The organism is Candidatus Marimicrobium litorale, assembly GCF_026262645.1.
GTDB classification, from domain to species: Bacteria; Pseudomonadota; Gammaproteobacteria; order Pseudomonadales; family Halieaceae; genus Marimicrobium; species Marimicrobium litorale.
The window spans coordinates 2926590-2943429 of sequence record NZ_SHNO01000001.1; the positions used below are offsets into that span (position 1 = coordinate 2926590).

Here is a 16840-nt window from a genome sequence, read left to right on the forward strand (position 1 = left end):
GTGCAGGCTGCGATCGAGTTGCAACGGGATCTGGTGCTTGTCGGTGGCGGCCACAGTCATGTGCTGGCCCTGCGAATGCTCGCCATGCAGCCGATCGCGGGTCTGCGCGTCACCCTCGTCTCGCCTGCGTCCCACACGCCCTACTCCGGCATGCTTCCGGGCCTGATTTCTGGACACTATGATTTCGAACAGGTGCATATAGACCTGGCACGATTGTGTCAGTGGTCCGGCGCGCGTTTTGTTGCGGCGGAGGTGGTAGGCCTGGATGCGCGGCAAAAGACATTGTCTTTTCAGGCAAGGCCAGACATTGCTTACGACATTGTCAGCATTGATATTGGCTCCCAGCCTGAGCTAGATAGTGTCTCCGGAGCCCGTGCACACGCCGCGCCGGTAAAACCTATCGCCAGTTTCTGGCAGCGCTGGCAACGATTGCTGCAACAGTTTGAGCGGTGCGAGATCGACCGCGGTTATCGTATCGCGCTGGTAGGCGGCGGAGCAGGCAGTGTAGAGCTAGCACTCGCTATGTCGCGGCGTTTGCAGGACACGGGCGCCAAGCTGAGCTTATGGTGTGGAGCGCCGAAGATTTTGCAGGGCTACAACCGCGGCGCACGACGGGCCGTGATGGCCGCGTTGCAAGAGCAGGGTATCGAGATTCATCTCAGAGCGCGGGTTGTCGCCGTGCAACCTGCCCGCTTGCAGTGTGCCGATGGCGTTGAAGCCCCGTTTAATACATTGTTCTGGTGCACTGGCGCCGCTGCGGCACCCTGGATTGCAGAGTCCGGTCTGGCGACAGACGAACAGGGCTTTTTGCAGGTGCGGGATACCCTGCAGGCGAAGGACGATGAGAGTGTATTCGGCGCGGGAGATATCGCCACACAGGTCAATCACCCCCGGCCCAAGGCAGGGGTATATGCCGTGCGCATGGGACCGGTGCTGGCACATAACCTGAGGGCACAACTGCTTAATCAACCCCTGCAGGTCTTCCGACCCCAGCGCCGGTTTCTGTCTTTGCTGTCACTCGGAGACAGGCGTGCAACAGCGAATCGAGGGCCCTTCAGTGCGACCGGGGCCTGGGTATGGCGCTGGAAAGACAGTATTGACCGCGCCTTCATGGGGCGCTTCGAGCAGTTGCCCACGGTGATGGATCGAATACCCTCTGATAGTTTACCGGGTGTGTTGCAGCAGCCACACTGCGGCGGTTGTGGTGCCAAGGTCGGGGCGGATGCTCTTGGTACCGCACTGAAACGCCTGCAGCAGTCTTATCCACGGTATTGCGCGGAAGGGCGTGACGACGCTGCAGCGTTGCATGCGCCTGCCGGCGTCACGGTTGTGCAAAGCATAGATACCCTGCGACAGTTGGTGTCCGACCCCTGGATTATGGGGCGTATTGCCGCAAATCACGCACTGAGTGATCTTTACGCCTGCGGTGCTTTTCCCATCTCGGCCCTGGCGTCGGTGACGCTACCTTATGCCAATGAGCTGGTGCAGGAGCGCGACTTGTATCAACTGCTTGCTGGCGCGCTTCACGAATTTTCCCGTGTCGATTGTCAGTTGCTCGGTGGCCACAGCATGCAGGGGCATGAATTGGGGCTGGGTTTTGTGGTGAATGGCATACCACTCTCTGCTGAAAAGGGCCTTTTGCAAAAGGTCGGTTTGGCCGAGGGCGACAAGTTGATACTTACCAAGCCTATTGGCAGTGGTGTTCTGTTTGCAGCGCACATGCAATTACAGGCCGATGGGCGAGATCTGCAACACGCGATGAATACTTTGCTGCAGAGTAATGGTGAAGCAGCGAGACAGGCACTGGGGCACGGCGCAAGTGCCTGCACGGATATCACCGGATTCGGACTGGCGGGCCACCTGCTGGAGATGTTGCAGGGTGATCTGGGCGCACGACTGGCGCTTGACAGCTTGCCGATGATGCCGGGTGCCTTACCCTTGTTTCAGGCCGGCTTTCACAGCACGATGCAGGCGCCTAATCAGCGCAGCGTCGGCAGCGCTCTACAGCACTCAGTTCATGAAGGGGATGCGCGTTTGTCAGCCTTGTTTGATCCGCAGACCAGTGGCGGGCTGCTGATCTCCATCGCGGCTGAGCGCGCACCTGATTTACTAGCAGCGCTGCGCGAAGTGGACTATCGCGATGCCGAGGTAATCGGCGAGATTGTGGCGTTACCACCAGGAGAAACGAGGGTGTTGCACATTGACTAGGGGGTGGGGTCAGCGCGCTGTAGCAGTGCCGCAATGCCGCCTTCATGGGAGCCATTCAGCCCTAGCAGGTTGTTAAATTCTCTTGGATCGTCAGTGTGATTGTAGAGCTCTTCTCCGCCATCGGGGTAACGCGTCCAGCGCCAGTTTCCCACCCGGGTCGAAACCGCGTCACCCCAGCGCATGTTGGCGGGGCGCGCGTTGGCCTGTTCTGTTGTCATGCCAAGTAGGCTCTTACCTTGGAATTGCTCTGGCGTCGCGATTCCTGCGAGATCTGTGAGAGTGGGAGCGAGGTCGAGTAGGCTGATCGGCGCGTCGAAACTTCCTCCTGCATCCAGTCGTCCGGGCGCGCTTATGAGCAGAGGCACGCGGGTTGCGTGCTCCCACAAGGCCATTTTTCGCCAATGTAGTTTTTCGCCGAGGTGATAACCGTTGTCGGACCACAGGACGACAGCGGTGTTATCGGCGTAGGGGCTGGATTCCAGTGCGTCAAGAATTTGCCCGATCATTCTGTCGGTGTGGCTGCAGGCTGCCAAGTAGGCCTGCACGTGCTGCGGCCACAGGCCAGCATCGATAACCAGATCATTTTGGGTGAGTTCACCTTCGGGCGTCACCCGCATGGGCGATTTTGCCAGGGTGACGCCCATCGGCGGAATATCATCGAGGTCGCCCGGGCGTACTTCCGGCAGCACCACCTCTTCCAGCGGGTGCATATCGAAGGCCCATTGGGGCAGACGCCAGGGCACATGGGGCTGGAACAGGCCAATTGCCATAAACCAGGGGCGGTCGTGCTCTTTTTGCAGCTCTGCTACGGCAAAATCCGCCGTTTTTTGGTCTTCATGTATCTCGCCCGGTGGCATCAATCCGTAGTCGAAGAGTGTGCCGTGGTCGCCAAAGGTGACGGGTGAGTCTTTATAGGGTTTGAATACATCCCAGAAACGCGGGGTGCCTTTTTGGTAGTGAAATACTTTTCCGGTGGAAATTGTCTCGTAGCCAGCATCGGAGAACCAGAGAGGCAGGGGCTTTAGGTCTGGCGACATGGCCAGCTGCCAGTAGGCGGCGTTATCCTCGCTTTCGCTGACCCCGGTAGCGTCCGGCGTGAGACCCCACAGCGCGGACGCGCGGCTACCGATGCAGACCGGTACGCTGCAGTAGGCCTCGTTATAGGAAAAAGATTTTGCTCGAAGCCGATCAATATTAGGCGTGCGCACGCCCGGATGGCTGCCGAGGTAACCGACCCAGTCGTTGAGATCGTCTATGCACAACAGAAGAATATTGGGATGATCCGATAGTGTTTTCGTCGCGGACACCGCAGGTGCTTGCGCCGCATCGGCAGAATTTCTTTTTTCACCACAGCCCAGCGTGGCCATAGTCGCGGCGGCTGCCGCGCCGGTAAGAAATTGTCTACGGCGAATGACCATGTAAACGCAACCTTATTTAGACGCACTCTAGCGCAAAAAAGCAGCATATCACGCTTGTGTCGGCTGCGCGGATGCGGAGTAATAAAACCCTTAGCGTTCCTCCCAGTACCGGGTCATCTCGAGATACAGGAAGGAAGCGGTCCAGGTGATTAACACGAGGCCGGTGAGCGCCTCGAGTCCGGTCAGGTAGCGCAGGTCTCCATGCGGCTCGATATCGCCAAGGCCCAGCGTCGTATACGTTGTGAAGGAGTAATACACGCAGTCCAACAAGCTGCCGTCGAAGTTTCCCTGCAAATGTCCCCAGTCATCCACACGATGTTTGATGTAGTAGGCGATTGCAAAAACCCACACCTCTATCGAGTGGGCGGTCAGCGCCAGGAATACACCGAGCACAATACGCAGGCGGTGACGAATTTTAAGTGTCGGTAAAAAGCGGGTAATGCGGTGCAAACACTCATAGTGAATCGCCACTGCCAAGCCGATAACAAACATGTTGACCAAAAATACACCAACCATGGCAGTTTACTCCATCTTTGCCGAGAGGACCTACTCTACCGACTTTTTTGCCAAGGCAGAATATGCGTGTTGCAATACGGGTCGAGCCTCAATCGTGGCGGGGTTGGTCGAGTTGTGTCAAGATTCCTTTTGAAGCGACGCACATACAACACCGTTGAACAGGGCTATGACTGAAGACACTGCATTTCCAATGATTGAGGCGTTGTCGCAATATCACGAAATGACGCCGGCGCTGGTTTATATAGCGGGTTTGCTGATTGTCGCTTGGCTGGCCTATTTGTTTGCGTCGCGGGTCTTGCTGACGGTTGTTCGGGCGCTGGCCAGTCGCACCCAGCACACTTGGGACGACGCCCTTGTAAAAAACAAGGTCGGTGCGCGGCTCGCGCAGCTGGTGCCTGCCGTTGTCATTAATATGGGCGTGCAGATTATGCCAGGGATAAGCGAGTCCCTGGAGAAGCTGGCGATGAATCTGGCCAGCGCCTATATGATTGTGATTGTTACGATTACGTTGGTCGCGGCACTCAATGCGCTCAATGATATCTACGAGGCCAACCCGGAAGCCCGCAAGCGTCCGATTAAAGGCTTCGTTCAGCTTTTACAGCTGGCACTTATGATACTGGGCGCGTTGCTTTTTATCGCTTCGCTGCTCGATCAGTCCCCCGTAATACTCCTCAGCGGCTTTGGTGCTATGACAGCTGTTCTGCTGTTAATTTTCAAGGACACCTTGTTGTCTTTAGTGGCCAGCGTGCAGTTGACGGCTCAGGATCTGGTGCGGGTGGGCGACTGGATTGAGGTGCCTCAGTTCGGCGCGGATGGCGACGTGGTGGATGTGGAATTGCATACCGTCAGAGTACAGAACTGGGACAAGACCATTACCACGATTCCTACACACCGACTGATTAGTGACTCCTTCAAAAACTGGCGCGGCATGTCTGTATCGGGAGGGCGACGAATAAAGCGCGCGCTGAATCTCGACGCGTCGTCCATACATTTCCTCAGCGATGAAGAGATCACGCGTTGTAAACGATTTGCGCTGCTCACAGACTATCTGACGGACAAGGAAGGCGAGCTGGATCAGCACAACAGTAAGATACTTGCAAGCGGCCCCGCTGAGATTGACCCGGGCGTTAATCGACGCAGGCTGACCAACATCGGCACGTTCCGCGCCTACGTCTGGCAGTATCTCAGACAACATCCCCAGATACGTCAGGACATGACCTTGCTCGTCAGGCCCCTGCCCCCGGGCGCTGAGGGAGTGCCCATAGAAATTTACTGCTTTACAAGCACGACTGAGTGGGCCGCATACGAGGATATACAAGCGGATATATTCGATCATGTGCTGGCGATTGTGGAGGAGTTCGGGTTGCGTCTATTTCAGCAACCCGCAGGGACGGATTTTTCAAAAAACGCTTGTAAGCCGGTGGCATAAAGCCGCTAACCGACGCAGTGGCAGTAGCCAAAGCCCGCCTCTCGGAACGAAGTCACCGGCCTTCACTGACCGGCGGGCGTGTCCGATATTTGCGCTGCCCTGTTCGGCACATGACGGTTGTGTTTTTGCTTTTTTGTCGAGGCAAGGAGCCCGCTCTCGAGCGGTATGTTCGCCCGTGGAAAGGCAACTGTCCGCAGCAATTTATGAACACCCGGGAGGGAGAGGTGGCTGCGGACCCTGTGTGAGGCCGTCGAATACTGTCTCGTGGTGGTAATCCACTGTGCGCTGGTAAAGAGTCACCCCGGTTGTCGCCGTGTTGTTGCCCAGGCCCGGCACATGTCCGCCATTCACCACAGCCTGAAAGTCCAGTGGCAGGCCGGCGGCAGTGGCGAAGGTCTGTAAGGCCGTCGCGAAGCTGAATGGCACCGTACCGTCATTGGTTCCGTGTATGACCATCAATACCGGGTCGCTGCCGGTGGGGTCGTCAAAAGGGTTACCAACATTACATCCAAAAAGACCCCCTGCCTGGTCGATCACCATGGCTACAGGGGGTCGGGCAATGCTCTGGTCGTCCAGACAATAACCGGTGATAAGTGATGTGATGGCGCCGGCGGAGGTGCCCCATAACGTCGTCCAGTCGTCGTAAACGTCGCTGCGGGCCTGCAGGAAATCAAGTGCCGTCAGCGTATCATCTACGGACGCGACTGCAGCTCTCAGCTGGGCGGGGGCGCTCGCTCCGCCGATGGCGTTATACAGCGTCTGTACCCTGCTTGAAGGCACCGGGTTGTCACCGACCAGGCGGTAGTTTATGGATGCGACCAGCCAACCTCGCTCCGCATACTTGGGTGCATTGTTGAGGATATTGCCATTGGTTTTGCTGCCGCCAGAAAAACCGCCGCCATGAATCATAACCATCAGCGGGAGTGTGTTGTCGGCGTCAATCGGTGGTGGAATGTCAGGGACGTAGTAATCCAATTTCAGGTCCTTGAAGCTGCCGCCACCGTTTATCTCGCCTTGTCCATAGACAATGTCGCTTTGCACGGTGTAGGTATAAACGGGGGTTGAGTATGGCACGTTACGGACAACATTCTGCGCTGCGGCGTACCCAGAGCACGTGACAAGGAGTATGAGCGTTGCTATCGGCGTTGCATATGAGGGTCTGTTCCTAGGTCTTTGAGGCAGGCGCAGCGGAAGAAGAATAGAGAAGACGGTAGCCAGGGTGGGTCGCATGAAGAACCTCCGAAAAACAGAGTCGGGCAAATTGATGCGCGGACGTACGGGACCAGCGCTGTAAGGTAAAGGTAGGTAATCATGATCGTTTACGGCTGTAAAGTGCCTGGTGGATCAGTACAAAAGACAAAAACGGGTGATCAAGGGCGATTTAGCTGACTGGAATCAACCTTTTCAGCTGGAGTCCGCACCGGGGCGCAGGCCGCAGCTTTCCAGCAACGCGGCAAGATGACCGGCGTGTTCGCGCGGAGCGTCTGCCGCAGTTTCCAAGAGTTCATCGCGTTCGTGGGACCACGCTTGGTATGCGGCCGGCATAGTGTTTCGCAGGTTTAGCTCAAGTGCCAACACAGGCGGCATGATTTCGCCGCGTCGCCGGGCGACCTGTACTGACCAGGGCTGCACCTCGCCGATGAAATACTTGCGCACTACATTGTCAACGATTTTCCCCTCGGGACTGGGTGTTTTACCAATGCATATTGGTGCCTCTTCCAACCTCTGTTGGATAGCAGGTGTTGTCGCAGCAAATGCGGCGCGCTGCAGGTCCAGCGATGTAAGCAGTGCACCGCCATCGCCAAGACGAATATCACCCAGCAAACGCTCAAGCTCGTCGCTACCAGCCTGATAGTTTCCGCCCAGCCAGTCGCTGGACAGTTGCGCCAGTCGGGCCAGTGAGGTGATCATCTGGCCCCCGGTATTGGCGGGGTAGTTGCCAAGTCGGCGGGGACGGCTCCAGAAGGCGCGAAATTCAGGCCCGCCGAGGGTGGCATTCCAGATACGTGCAGGCAGCATCCGGCGCTTTTCTGACATTGCTGCTTGCAACGTAGCGATTAGCTCGGCATCAGTAGCCGGATTTAGCGAATCGATGCAGGCCGGCGCCAGCGATAGAAATTCAAGCTCCAACAAAAGCCGCTGGGAATCGCTGGCCAGTTTACCCAGGCTACTATTGAGGTTGCCGATTGTGATACTGATTTCGCAACCGCCCAACGCCAGTAAATCAAGTAGACCGATAGATTGTGATGGCTGTTCGAGTTGCAGGTCGCGGCTGCGGGGCAGCGGCGGCAAGCGGTCGATATTCATCGTGATAGGCCGATCCAGACTGCGCCCGAGGCGCGTCAGATACTTGTCCAACGGCACACTGGAGCGCTCGATGCAGCCGCTCATCAGGCTTGCAGCTAGCAGTAGAATCCAGGTACTGGTATGCGCTTTCTTCACAGCGGTGGACTCATTGTTGGTGGTTAGTAGAACGCACTGCTAATGCCTACGGGTGCGCTGCCGGTTCAGTTCATGGCTCTGCGCTCCGCAACAGGAGCCACAATGCCATAGCAGAATTTTCATGCCTGATAGACCGCGTACAGGTATGCCTGCGGCATTGACGGTTGGGCCCTGGCGGCGCCTGTTTGCCATCAGCGGCGCATCAAATCACGTTTCGCAATGCCTATTTTATATCACAGCTGTAGTGTCAGTCAGACGAAAGGGCGAACCGTTGGCGGCCTGTTTGGTACCACTGAGCAGAGTAGCTCTTCCCAAAAAGTAGTGTATAGGCCATTCTGTGTGCTGATTGTTGCCACTCGGGACATCCCTGTGTGAGAACAATTACTACTGCCTTAAGTATACTAAGGGTAAAGGCATGATTGAGCTAACGCCCGGCTGTGTTTGCGTCACCGGGAAAACTCAAAAAATTTTAGGGTGGAAGGCAGAAATGCATCGCTTCATTAAGCCAGTATTGACCTTAACGAGTGCATTGTTTTTTGTATCGCTGGCAGGCTGTAGTGACAGCTCAGACAATGGCGGATTCGCTGGTGAGGCTGGGGCGCAGCTGCTTTGCGCCCTCCCCGAAGACGACATCGAGATCAACACCACCGCAGCTAATATAGAGTTTGTGCGCACGCCGGATGCCTGTTTCGACAATCTGGACGGGTTTCCCTTCGCCCCTAACTACGTGGACGTGGAGGGCCTGCGCTACCACTATGTGGACGTGGGACCCCGCGATGGCGAGGTGATACTGATGCTGCACGGTCAGCCCACCTGGTCTTATCTTTACCGTAAGATGATACCAGTGTTGGTAGAGGCAGGTTATCGGGTGATTGCCCCGGATCATATCGGCATGGGACGATCCGATAAGCCGGTGGACCCGCGCGTACACCAGTATGAGCAGCATGTCGCGTGGATGAAGTCCTTCGTCAGCGCGTTGGAATTGTCTGACATTACCCTGTTCGTGCAGGACTGGGGCAGTCTGATTGGCCTGCGCATGGCGGGAGACAACCCCGAAAAGTTCGCACGCATCGTGGTCGCCAACGGGGATCTGGCGGTAATCCCAGAGGGCTTAAACCCTTTTACCCTGCCTGTATTCGAATTTGACGAGACGATTCAGTCGACTATCGAACATATGTCGCTGCGCCCAAATGATCGGATAACCGGTTTCCAGTACTGGGTGAATTTCGCCGCTAGCGCTCCGCACCTGTTTGCCGCGGATATGGTTGATATCTCGACGGGCAATAATTTGACCGAGGCGCAGTTTGACTCCTATAACGCCCCGTTTCCGACGCGAATCTATTGGGGCGGCATCCGCGCTTTTCCCTCCATGGTGACTGGGTTCGGGCAGCAAAACGTGCCTGCGTACGAGGCGCTGGGTCGCTTTGAGCGACCTTTCCTGTTTATAGGCGGGGAGGACGATGCCAATCTGGGTTCCGTAGCCAACCAGAACAAGTGGATCGCCCACGTCCCCGGTGCCGCCGGGCAGCCCCACACACGCTACGAGGCGGGGCACTTCATTCAGGAACAGGTGGGTGGGGAAATGGCTGCGCATGTGGTGCTGTTTATGCAGGCCAATCCGCTAAACCAGGCCAAGCCTGACCCAGAACCTGACGAAGAGGGGCCTCGAGGATTCGAGATTCTGGAGCCAAAGCCGGACGGGACTTTTCGTGCCTGGGTCGGCCCGACGATTACCGGGGAGGAATTCGCTGCACTGCAGCTACCTGATGATTGGATAAAGAATCAACCACGCGAGACGGGTGTTGATGGTCCAGATGCCAATCGCTTCCTGCGCTCACCCGATGAACGGGAAGACGGCGACTTTCTGGTAGAGGATATTTTCGGATTTCCCTGGTTGCACGCAGCGACCGTTGTTGAGCAGGCGGCGCCCCTGGACGAGAATGGGCTGTTGATTGTGACCCGCGTGCGCAAATACCACGAGATTACCTATAACTCAGGCAGTACGCTGGTGTTGCTTGTGGCTCCGTCGGGTGACGTGTACTTCCGCATCGGCCGAGATGCTGACCGCATCAGTGACCGGCCCACGATTCCCAGTCTGTGGCGATTGGTGGAGTACACCACCGAGGAGCCTGTGATTCTCGAGTTGTTTAATGGTAACGAGGTTATACGCACAGACAACGAGGATTCGTTTCAGGGGCCTGTGGTAATACCGGGGTTTACCGACCCCTGAGAATTAGTACCCAGCAATTTAAACCTTAAAGTAGTGAAAAAACGGCAGGCCTCGAGCGGAACGTTTCAGCGTGATGACCAATATGCGAAGTTGGTGTCTTGCCTATTCCTTAAAAAATAAAATACAAGTGAGGTGGTGGATGACTGTCTGGCTAAAGATCAGCGCTGTCCTGTTCCTGCTGGTGGCGGGCGCTTGCAGCAATAGCGCCAACGACGACAACGCAGACAATAGCCTCAGCGAAGCGCAGCAGGTGCTACAACAGTTTGGTGAGCTACAGGACTATTTTACCGAAGAGGCCATACAGGCTCTGCTGGATTACGAGGATAGCGGCAGGCCGGTGACGCTGTTGCAACTGATGTCGATTACAGACGATGAGATTTTCGAACGCTACGAAGAGGAGGCCGCTGCTTTGTGGGAGAGTATCGGTGCCAGCGAGCGATTCCGCAGTGAGGTGTTTGAGCAGTTGATTGGCGATCGTTCATTGGACCAAAGCCGCGCGATCGAATTTCCCAACATTATGGTGCTGGTCAGTGCTATTGATAGCCCCGCCTTCATCGATCTTATGAATACTCTGGCAGCGGCCAGCGATGACCACGTCTGGGTGCTGGGAGAAGAGGACCCGCTGCCCTTCACACCGAGTGGCAGTTATTTCGATCCAGCGCTGCAGAACCTCAACCGTGATAATGCTATTGCCGTCGTCGAGGCCGCTAACGATGGCAGCAGAGACCTCGGCTTAGACAGCGATCCCGAGGCGATTATCGACATGGTTGTCAGCGATGCGCCCGGCCCTTTCTGGATGGTGAATCTCATCGACCACTACGAGCAGGCAACTTTCCCGGATGGGCGCGATACAGACCTTAGCGGGGCGGAGGCCGATGCTATCTATGGCAACGCCATCCTGCCCACCCTGCTGCAATTCAACTCCCTGCCAGAGTTGGTGATGCCGGTAGCGATCGTGCTGACTGACGAGGAGATCAAATGGGAGGAGGCGGCAATAGTGCGCTACGCCAGCCGGGATGCCTTCCTCAATGCTTTCCCGCTCAATCCTCAGGCCGACGAGGCGCTCATCTTTAAGGAAGCGGGCGTGGAAAATACGCTGGTCTATGCCAGCGAGGTTCCGGGTACGGTACTGCCAGCGCCCCAGAGTGGGCCACTATTCAATTTTCGTTACTGCGAGGTGTTGCTGTTCGATTCTGCCGGTGGGGCGGACCTGCGTGCTGACGTTTATAACTCGATGCCCCTGAGTGACTGTCCGCAAAACCTGTGGGATGCCCTCGACGCGGAGCAAATTGCCAGCGATTTCAGTGCGCGGGCGGCGGCGTTGAACGGCATCCGTTTCTGGGTGCTGGATGCTATCGAAGCCCAACTGCCGCCCGGACTACCGGTGATCGAGAACTTCGGCGGTATCACTATGCGCCTGGCCGCCAGTGTGGATCTGGCACCCGGATCTGGGCTAAATGGCGCGGCACCCTATGAGGGAAACTTTGTCAGCCGCAATACGGTATGGCACTACGTGGCCGGGCGACAGGTTTACGAGCTTGAAAACCCCGACGGTGTCCGCTATCGCATGCAGTCTTTCACCCGGGGTCAGGACCCCGACCAGCAGCTCGTGGACCTGCAGCGATTGGAACAAAAACTCGAGCTGCCAATGGGTTGGTCATTTCATGTGCGCCTGCTGGAGGAAGACTCTGAGCTACTCACGGTGGAGGGCATCGCCGAGGTCATCGTTGATGATCTTGGTAACACTTACCAGCGGGTGCCCTGATCGCCATACGGTTCCCGCTGGAGTTTGATGCAGTGCAGGAGTCTGGCGCGACCTGATTGCGCGTTCCGGGGTCGACACCTGTGGCGGCATTGAGGAAGCGGTGCCCAGAGACAGAATAGATCCGGCCGGCGTTCCGGGGTCGACACCTGTGGCGGCATTGAGAAAGTGGTGCCCAGGGACAGAATAGATCCGGCCGGCGTTCCGGGGTCGACACCTGTGGCGGCATTGAGAAAGTGGTGCCCAGAGACAGAATAGATCCGGCCGGCGTTCCGGGGTCGACACCTGTGGCGGCATTGAGAAAGTGGTGCCCAGAGACAGAATCGAACTGCCGACACGGGGATTTTCAATCCCCTGCTCTACCGACTGAGCTATCTGGGCGTGAACTGGAAAAGCCGCGGAATACCGCGTGGCGCGTATTAAACCCGTCCAGACGTTGCGAGTCAAGTTGGGCCCCGAGTGTTGTGGAATCGCACTCCAGGTGGGCATAAGCCCGGCACCCAACACCTGTAAATGCCCCCTGAGGCGCGCTTATTCCGAGGGAGGTACGTACCCCTCAGCCTTGTCGTAGTCCTCCCCGGCGAAGTACTTGTCCATCTCGCCCTGCAGGTATTTCCGCGCTTCGGGATCAACGAGGCTCAGGTGCTTCTCATTGATCAGCATGGTTTGGTGTGCCTGCCAATCCTGCCAAGCCTGTTTGGAGACGTTGTCGAACACGTCCTGCCCCTTGATGCCCGGGTAAGGGGGCTTGTCGAGCCCTGCCATCTCCTTCTGGTACTTCTTGCAAAACACTGTCCGTGACATAGGTGTTACTCCGCGTCGCTAGTGAGTGGACGGTTGATCGACCCCAGTTTTGATAATAGTTCGGCTACGGGGGCCGCCAGCCCGACCTGCGGTGGTCGCTGCAGGTTATACCAGAGCTGCCCTGTCGCTTCCATAACGGCGTCTGGGTCTTTGCCAAGCTCGATGAACACGGGCGTGATATCCAGATGATAGTGACTGAAAGTATGGCGGAATGGTTCACCTGTCTCGATGTTCTCCGCTGCCAGGCCCCACAGGCCGAGCGTGCGGGTGGTGTGATCGTCCGGCTGGTCGATTTCGGGAAAACACCACAATCCGCCCCAGATGCCGCGCCCTGGTCTTTTTTCCAGCCAGACATCGCCGCTCCGGTTGCGCGCTATGAGGAAGCAGGTCGTTTTCACCGGCAGGCTTTTTTTCGGCTTTTTGCCCGGGTACTGTGTCTGATCGCCGTACAAGCGCGCTTCGCAGTCGCGGCGAACGGGGCAGTCTTCGCAGGCGGGAGCACTGCGAGTGCATAGCGTGGCGCCCAGATCCATCATGGCCTGTGAGTAGTCTGCACAGCGCTCCGCGGGGGTGTACTGTTCGGCAATATCCCACAGACTTTGGTGAACTGCCGATCGGCCCGGCCAGCCCTCAACCCGGTGGTATCGAGCCAACACGCGTTTCACGTTACCGTCGAGAATGCTGGCGCGCTGGCCGAGGGCGATGCTGAGAATTGCGCCGGCAGTGGAGCGCCCTATCCCAGGCAGATCACATAAACCTGCCAGTGTCGTGGGAAACTGTCCGTCCAGCTCGTGGGCCACCCGCTGAGCGCTGCGATGCAGGTTACGTGCCCGGGCGTAGTAGCCCAGCCCGGCCCACAGGTGTAAAACCTTGTCCTCTGGCGCCTCTGCCAGTGCCTGTACCTGCGGTAGGGCGGCCATAAAGCGCTCGAAATAGGGAATAACCGTTTTGACCTGAGTCTGCTGCAGCATGATCTCTGATACCCAGACTCGATAGGGGGTGGTATCCCGCTGCCAGGGCAGATCCTTGCGGCCGTGCTGGTCAAACCACTCGAGTACGCGCGCGGCAAAGGTTTCGGGGGTTGGCATCAGGCGTTTCGAGTTGTTCAACGGCCCGACAGGGTAATACGCGGCTCCTCTCGGTTCCAGTCAAAGTGCCAGCGTTTGAGCCTGAATTTAGCGCCCTCTTACCCTATACTAGGCGCCTTTTCCGGGCTCCTAAGGGCCCGAATGGATTAATGGAGATTCCCATGGCGCGCAAGGCTACCGTATCGCGCGATACGTTGGAGACCCAGATTACCGCAGAGGTAGACCTGGATGGCTCTGGCACGGTCGAGTTCGATACCGGCATTCCTTTCCTCGAACACATGCTGGATCAGGTGGCGCGCCACGGTATGATCGATTTACGTATCAAAGCCGTGGGCGACCTGCACATTGATGACCACCACACGGTTGAGGACATTGGTATAACCCTGGGCCAGGCGGTGGCCAAGGCAGCGGGCAGCAAGACGGGTATCTTTCGCTACGGCCACGCCTATGTGCCGCTGGATGAAGCCCTTTCGCGGGTGGTGGTCGATTTTTCCGGTCGCCCGGGACTAACCTATCAGGTGCCGTTTACGCGGGCATCTATCGGGGGGTTTGACGTTGATCTTTTTCTCGAGTTTTTTCAGGGCTTCGTCAATCATGCATTGGTTACGCTGCATGTGGATAACCTGCGCGGCGACAACAGCCATCACCAGGCCGAAACCGTGTTCAAGGCATTTGGTCGTGCCATGCGAATGGCGCTCACCACCGATCCGCGTATGGCGGGCATAATGCCGTCCACCAAGGGTGTGCTGTAGGCCGGGAACAGAGTTTATGAGTGGTCTTGTCGCCGTTATTGATTACGGTATGGGTAACCTTCACTCGGTCGCCAGTGCCCTGCACCATGTGGGCGCTGACGAGGTGGTGGTGACTCATGATGCTGAACTGATCCGCAAGGCGGATCGTGTTGTGTTTCCGGGCGTGGGTGCAATCCGCGATTGCATGGGTGAAATCAAGCGCTTGCAGTGTGATGAGCTGCTGACGCAAGCGCTTACTGAGCAGCGTGTTCCCGTGCTGGCGATTTGTGTCGGTCTGCAGGCCATGATGAGTTGCTCGCAAGAAAATGGTGGCGTCGATTGCCTCGATATTATTCCCGGGGAAGTCCGCTATTTTGGCAATCCACTTTCGGATGCAGAGGGCAATCGGCTCAAGGTCCCCCACATGGGCTGGAACGCCGTATGCCAGAAAAGACAGCACCCTCTGTGGCAGGGTATTGCCGACATGACCCGCTTCTATTTCGTACACAGTTATTATGTGCACGCCGAAGACCGCAGCCTGCTGGCGGCCAGCGTTGAGTACGGTGTCAGTGCCGATGCAGCGCTGGCCCGCGATAATCTTTTCGCCGTGCAGTTTCACCCGGAGAAGAGTGCAGGCGCGGGCCTGCAATTATTACGTAACTTTATAGGGTGGAACGGTACATGCTGATTATTCCCGCGATCGACCTCAAGGATGGTCAGTGTGTGCGCCTGCGCCAGGGGATGATGGACGACAGCACGGTGTTTTCCGATGATCCAGTGGCGGTGGCAGCCCGCTGGGTAGACGCCGGTTGTCGCCGCTTGCACCTGGTGGATCTCAACGGTGCTTTTGCCGGTGAGCCTGTCAATGGTGATGTTGTTACAGCCATAGCCGCTGCTTACCCGAACTTACCGATACAGATTGGCGGGGGTATCCGCAATCTCGATACTATCGAGCACTATGTTCGCGCCGGTGTCAGTTACGTCATCATAGGAACCAAAGCCGTGAAAGAACCTGCCTTTGTGGCAGAGGCCTGCGCAGCGTTCCCCGGAAGGGTGATCGTTGGTCTCGACGCAAAAGAGGGCTTGGTTGCGACAGATGGTTGGGCGGAGGTTTCAGACGTCAAAGCCACTGATCTGGCCAAGCGGTTCGAGGCAGACGGTGTCAGTGCGATCGTTTATACAGATATTGCCCGCGACGGCATGATGCAGGGTGTCAATGTCGATGCCACCGTCATGATGGCTGAGGCATCCAGTATCCCCGTGATTGCCTCAGGCGGAATTACCAATATCAAAGATATCAAGGCGCTCAGTGCTGTGGCCAGCGCCGGCATCTGTGGTGCAATTACTGGCCGAGCGATTTACGAGGGTACGCTTGATGTGGCCGAGGCGCAGCGGCTCTGTGATGAGGCAACAGGGTGAGTCTCGCCAAGCGCATTATTCCCTGCCTTGACGTTGACGGCGGTCGCGTTGTGAAGGGCGTGAACTTTGTTGGTATCCGTGATGCGGGTGATCCGGTCGAAATCGCCATGCGGTACAACGAGCAGGGGGCAGATGAGATTACCTTTCTCGATATTACGGCAAGTCATGAAGGCCGAGACACCACCGTACACACCGTGGAGCAAATCGCAGAGCACGTATTCATTCCACTGACGGTGGGGGGCGGCATTCGCTCTGTAGAGGATATTCGCACCATGCTGAATGCGGGCGCTGACAAGGTTAGTATTAATACCGCGGCAATACACAATCCCGAGCTTGTGCGTGAATCCGCGGAGAAGTTTGGTTCGCAGTGCATCGTTGTGGCTATTGATGCGAAGCGAGTCGATGATGTCGATGGAAAACCCCGCTGGGAAATTTTTACCCACGGTGGGCGCAAACCTACGGGTATTGATGCAGTCGAATGGGCGCAGAAAATGGCTGACCTGGGTGCAGGTGAAATTCTCCTGACCAGCATGGATCGGGATGGTACCAAGAACGGTTTTGAACTGGGCGTGACGCGTGCGATTAGCGAAGCAGTAGAAATTCCGGTCATCGCATCAGGCGGTGTGGGCAACCTGGATCACTTGGTAGATGGCATTATTGAGGGTGGCGCAGACGCGGTTCTGGCGGCGAGTATATTCCACTTCGGTGAGTACAGCGTGCCGCAGGCGAAGGCACACATGGCTGCCCGAGGTATTGAAGTGCGTCTCTGAGGGCCGCAACGAATGCGCCGTCG

14 protein-coding genes and 1 tRNA gene are annotated in these 16840 nt (G+C 57.1%); 8 read left to right on the top strand and 7 right to left on the bottom strand.

Annotated features, from left to right (window positions below; genetic code table 11):
* On the top strand, window positions 1-2208 hold the full coding sequence (selD, locus tag EYC82_RS13225; protein ID WP_279250012.1) for a selenide, water dikinase SelD: 2208 nt from the start codon (window positions 1-3) through the stop codon (window positions 2206-2208).
* Here selD and EYC82_RS13230 read toward each other — a convergent pair.
* Window positions 2205-3626: a sulfatase gene (locus EYC82_RS13230; protein WP_279250013.1), complete on the bottom strand. Its 1422-nt coding sequence runs from the start codon at window positions 3624-3626 to the stop codon at window positions 2205-2207. The genes selD and EYC82_RS13230 overlap by 4 nt on opposite strands.
* A 90-nt stretch (window positions 3627-3716) precedes the next feature.
* Complete coding sequence (locus EYC82_RS13235; RefSeq protein ID WP_279250014.1) at window positions 3717-4142, bottom strand: potassium channel family protein; 426 nt, start codon at window positions 4140-4142, stop codon at window positions 3717-3719.
* A 166-nt stretch (window positions 4143-4308) separates the two neighbouring features.
* Between EYC82_RS13235 and EYC82_RS13240 the strand changes: the two genes are divergently transcribed.
* Window positions 4309-5571: a mechanosensitive ion channel family protein gene (locus EYC82_RS13240; RefSeq protein ID WP_279250015.1), complete on the top strand. Its 1263-nt coding sequence runs from the start codon at window positions 4309-4311 to the stop codon at window positions 5569-5571.
* Between the two features lie 201 nt (window positions 5572-5772).
* On the opposite strand, the gene EYC82_RS13245 is transcribed toward EYC82_RS13240, so the two are convergent.
* Complete coding sequence (locus tag EYC82_RS13245) at window positions 5773-6645, bottom strand: carboxylesterase family protein (RefSeq protein ID WP_279250016.1); 873 nt, start codon at window positions 6643-6645, stop codon at window positions 5773-5775.
* Window positions 6646-6975: 330 nt separating this feature from the next.
* A complete protein-coding gene (locus EYC82_RS13250) occupies window positions 6976-8013 on the bottom strand; it encodes a DUF3080 family protein (RefSeq protein WP_279250017.1) in 1038 nt (345 codons plus the stop codon).
* Window positions 8014-8500: 487 nt separating this feature from the next.
* On the opposite strand from EYC82_RS13250, the gene EYC82_RS13255 reads away from it, so the two are divergent.
* Both EYC82_RS13255 and EYC82_RS13260 read left to right on the top strand, forming a co-directional pair.
* Complete coding sequence (locus EYC82_RS13255) at window positions 8501-10243, top strand: haloalkane dehalogenase (protein WP_279250018.1); 1743 nt, start codon at window positions 8501-8503, stop codon at window positions 10241-10243.
* 139 nt (window positions 10244-10382) lie between these two features.
* A complete protein-coding gene (locus tag EYC82_RS13260) occupies window positions 10383-12008 on the top strand; it encodes a DUF1330 domain-containing protein (RefSeq protein WP_279250019.1) in 1626 nt (541 codons plus the stop codon).
* Window positions 12009-12310: 302 nt separating this feature from the next.
* Here EYC82_RS13260 and EYC82_RS13265 read toward each other — a convergent pair.
* From EYC82_RS13265 to mutY, 3 genes are all read right to left on the bottom strand, one after another.
* Window positions 12311-12386: transfer RNA gene (locus tag EYC82_RS13265), tRNA-Phe, on the bottom strand.
* Window positions 12387-12536: 150 nt separating this feature from the next.
* Window positions 12537-12809 (bottom strand): oxidative damage protection protein, encoded by a 273-nt coding sequence (locus tag EYC82_RS13270; protein ID WP_279250020.1) that lies wholly within the window; start codon window positions 12807-12809, stop codon window positions 12537-12539.
* A gap of 5 nt (window positions 12810-12814) precedes the next feature.
* A complete protein-coding gene (gene mutY, locus EYC82_RS13275; protein WP_279250021.1) occupies window positions 12815-13897 on the bottom strand; it encodes an A/G-specific adenine glycosylase in 1083 nt (360 codons plus the stop codon).
* 161 nt (window positions 13898-14058) lie between these two features.
* Between mutY and hisB the strand changes: the two genes are divergently transcribed.
* Genes hisB through hisF form a run of 4 tightly spaced genes read left to right on the top strand, consistent with a single transcriptional unit; the run spans window position 14059 to window position 16817 of the window.
* Window positions 14059-14649, top strand: coding sequence for an imidazoleglycerol-phosphate dehydratase HisB (gene hisB, locus EYC82_RS13280; RefSeq protein WP_279250022.1), 591 nt, complete (start codon window positions 14059-14061; stop codon window positions 14647-14649).
* A 16-nt stretch (window positions 14650-14665) separates the two neighbouring features.
* The gene (hisH, locus tag EYC82_RS13285) at window positions 14666-15316 is read left to right on the top strand and encodes an imidazole glycerol phosphate synthase subunit HisH (protein ID WP_279250023.1); all 651 of its coding nucleotides are present in this window, start codon (window positions 14666-14668) and stop codon (window positions 15314-15316) included.
* A complete protein-coding gene (gene hisA / locus EYC82_RS13290; RefSeq protein WP_279250024.1) occupies window positions 15310-16047 on the top strand; it encodes a 1-(5-phosphoribosyl)-5-[(5-phosphoribosylamino)methylideneamino]imidazole-4-carboxamide isomerase in 738 nt (245 codons plus the stop codon). The genes hisH and hisA overlap by 7 nt, the downstream gene beginning before the upstream one ends.
* On the top strand, window positions 16044-16817 hold the full coding sequence (gene hisF / locus EYC82_RS13295; RefSeq protein WP_279250025.1) for an imidazole glycerol phosphate synthase subunit HisF: 774 nt from the start codon (window positions 16044-16046) through the stop codon (window positions 16815-16817). The genes hisA and hisF overlap by 4 nt, the downstream gene beginning before the upstream one ends.
* Window positions 16818-16840: the final 23 nt, after the last annotated feature.